This is a genomic window from Anaerobium acetethylicum (assembly GCF_900096945.1).
Lineage (GTDB): Bacteria > Bacillota > Clostridia > Lachnospirales > Lachnospiraceae > Anaerobium > Anaerobium acetethylicum.
Window position 1 is genome coordinate 1 of the sequence record NZ_FMKA01000084.1, and the last position, 2,749, is coordinate 2,749.

The window sequence follows — 2,749 nt, forward strand, 5'->3', positions numbered from 1 at the left end:
GGAATCAACGCGCAGCTGACAGCCATTAAACAGGGACAGGGACAGTATACCATTACAGCCAATGCATCGGGAATCGTACATATGATGTCGGATTATAAAGAAGGCATGGTGGTACAGGCGGCAGCGCCAATTGCAAGCATTGCATCGGCCAGGGATAACTATCAGGTAGTAGCATATATGAGTCCCTCCGACGTAACAAGAACACATGTCGGAGACAGGGCTGACATTGCCATTGCAGGCCTTACCCAGTCGGTCTATGGAACAATCACCGGTCAGGTAACCAGCATAGACAGTGACATGACTACATCAGAAAACGCAGAAACAGGAGAGAGTTCTTCTTATTTTAAAGTATATATAAAACCGGACAATAAGTATCTTGTCAGCAAGGAAGGGAATAAGGCAGACATTACCAATGGAATGGCAGTAGAGGCCAGAATCCAGTATGATGAAGTGACCTACTTCAATTATGTATTAGAGGCACTGGGGGTACTGACAAGATGATGAGATATAGGCAATTCAAGAGTGAAAAATGTAAACAGAGTAACGGACAGATACAGAGTAAAAAATGTGAACAGCGTAAAGAACAGATACAGAGTAAAGAGCAGATACAAGATCAGGAACACATGCAGTCCCCGTGTCTGAGAAAGGCAGGAACAGGCATTTCTTTCGGGATCCTGTCATTATGCTTAATAGCTTCGCTGATTCTGAGAGAACCTCCGCTGATCCATGCCAGCAGCCTTTCCGCAGAATCATCGGAGCAGGCGGAGTCTGTTGCGGCAACGGCAGTTACAGATATTGATCTTGGAGACTATAATGCATCCATGGAGACAGGGGAAAAGCAGCTTCTATCCATAAGCCTGCTTCCCCTGACAGCCGATTCCCAGACCATTACCTACCAGTCGGAACATGAATCCGTTGCCACTGTCAATGCCATGGGGAGAATGACAGCAGTGGCCGCAGGAAAAACCAGGATTACCGTAAGCTGTAGCGGCATTTCGAAATCCTTCGAACTGACGGTAAAGGAACCGGAATCTACCGAAAAATCCAGTATTCCTGTAACCGATATTGAGGTTTCGGACTTTAAGGAAGAGCTGGAAGTCGATAAAACCCTGAACCTCTCAGCAACCGTTCTCCCATCGGATGCGACGGACAGCAGGCTGACCTATACCACCAGCAATGCCGCAGTCGCTACCGTGACTTCCACAGGCGAAGTAAAGGGAATCACACCGGGAAGCGCAGAAATCACCTTAACAGCAGGCGGATTTTCCAAAAAGCTGCCGGTACATATAAAAATAGCAGCCACTTCCATTGAACTGAATACAACGTACCTGGTCTTGAAAAAGGGAGATACCTGCATAATCACAGGAAAAGTCCTTCCTGAACAGGCAGCCCAGGCCCTTTCCTTCAAATCGGCGGATGAAGGAATCGCGTCTGTCTCAGAATCCGGCAGGGTGACGGCCAGAAAAACAGGGAACACCACCATACTGGTGTCCAATGGAGACATGACAAGTGCGGTTACTGTAATCGTGAATATGACTTCTGCAGAGGGGGCAGCAGCAACAGCTGAAAACCAGATCCAGATCCAGATAGCGACAGTCCAGGAGCAGTCCATAATCGATCTTCTCTCAAAGGACGGCCCGATAGAAATCGAAGCAGGGGAATATCCGCTGATCACCTCAGCCATGCTGAAAAGCCTTTATGAGTCAGGAAAAACCATGGTGATACGAGGCGATACTTACAGGATGGTTTTGGAAGGAAAGGATATTGTAAACTGCGATAATCAGCTCTCTACAGGTTTAAAGATCGTGAAGACGGAAAAAGGGATGGAGCTTATCTGCAATGAGGGACGGGAGCTTCCAGGGGAAATCGTGATTCAGATGAATGCTGCAAACCGGTACAGATACCTGTATCTTTTTAATACCGGAAAGGGAAGGTATGAAAACATCAGGGCAGAAGACAGTTCGGATATCAGGATCAATACAGGGGGAACGTATCTGCTGGCAGAAGAGAAGCTGGAAGGGGTATCCGTAAGCCTTTATGTGATTATCGGGTTTGCCGCTGTCATTGCCCTGCTGTCTGCGGGATATCTGGTAGTGAAGAAAAAGCACTGGTTTTGGTAGATTGGTAGACAGCGTGGACCTTAAGGAATACAGGAAGCACGTTTTCATTTAAGGTTAGTAGGGCATATTTAAACAAATATGAATGTTATAAATTTGCTTTTGCTATCTTAAGATATCATGGAATTGAAAATATGACACAAAAAGAAGTCGCAGCAGAGATATATGCGCATGCACTGATTTATTTTTCTGTTAATTCTATTCCGTTAAATAATATTGTGACTCGGGCCTTTGTTAATACAATTGGAAATAAATTAGCAAAGAGAACAGGAACGGTAGATTTAGAAAGTGGCGGAGACAAAAGAACAGGTTTTAAAGCGGCTTATTGTGAGTCGGTACCTGACACCATGAAGTCGTCTTTATGGTGTCAGGTACCATTAAGTGTATTGTTGAGAGTGCGGGCAGGGTGGTGAAGGGTGAGGATATCAGAGAAATTGGGTAATGGATCATAATGAATTCCCTGTATAGGATCTTTTGGATTACCCGATAAACAGAGAGTGTTTTATTCCTGCATTTACAGCATATATAGTGGGGATCCGCTGATTGTCAAGATAGTTGTCAGTAATTCTTTAAATTTATTTATGCCTACGAGGCAGCTTGTGCTGTCTCGGTAACATCTGGTTCAATTGTTG

The 2,749-nt window shown here is 45.2% G+C and carries 3 protein-coding genes; all 3 read left to right on the forward strand.

The window, feature by feature from the left end; translation table 11 throughout:
- Nucleotides 1-501, forward strand: a 501-nt coding sequence (locus tag BJR36_RS19840; RefSeq protein WP_139133599.1) for a beta-barrel domain-containing protein, incomplete at its 5' end; no start/stop codon positions are given.
- A complete protein-coding gene (locus BJR36_RS19845; RefSeq protein ID WP_091237160.1) occupies nt 498-2,120 on the forward strand; it encodes an Ig-like domain-containing protein in 1,623 nt (540 codons plus the stop codon). The genes BJR36_RS19840 and BJR36_RS19845, both read left to right, overlap by 4 nt.
- 131 nt (nt 2,121-2,251) lie before the next feature.
- Nucleotides 2,252-2,530 (forward strand): hypothetical protein, encoded by a 279-nt coding sequence (locus tag BJR36_RS19850; RefSeq protein WP_091237161.1) that lies wholly within the window; start codon nt 2,252-2,254, stop codon nt 2,528-2,530.
- Nucleotides 2,531-2,749 lie beyond the last annotated feature (219 nt).

Coding starts and splice junctions, on each gene's coding strand:
- BJR36_RS19850 (WP_091237161.1), top strand. CDS start 2,252: ATGACACAAAAAGAAGTCGCAGCAGAGATATATGCGCATGCACTGATT.
- BJR36_RS19845 (WP_091237160.1), top strand. CDS start 498: ATGATGAGATATAGGCAATTCAAGAGTGAAAAATGTAAACAGAGTAAC.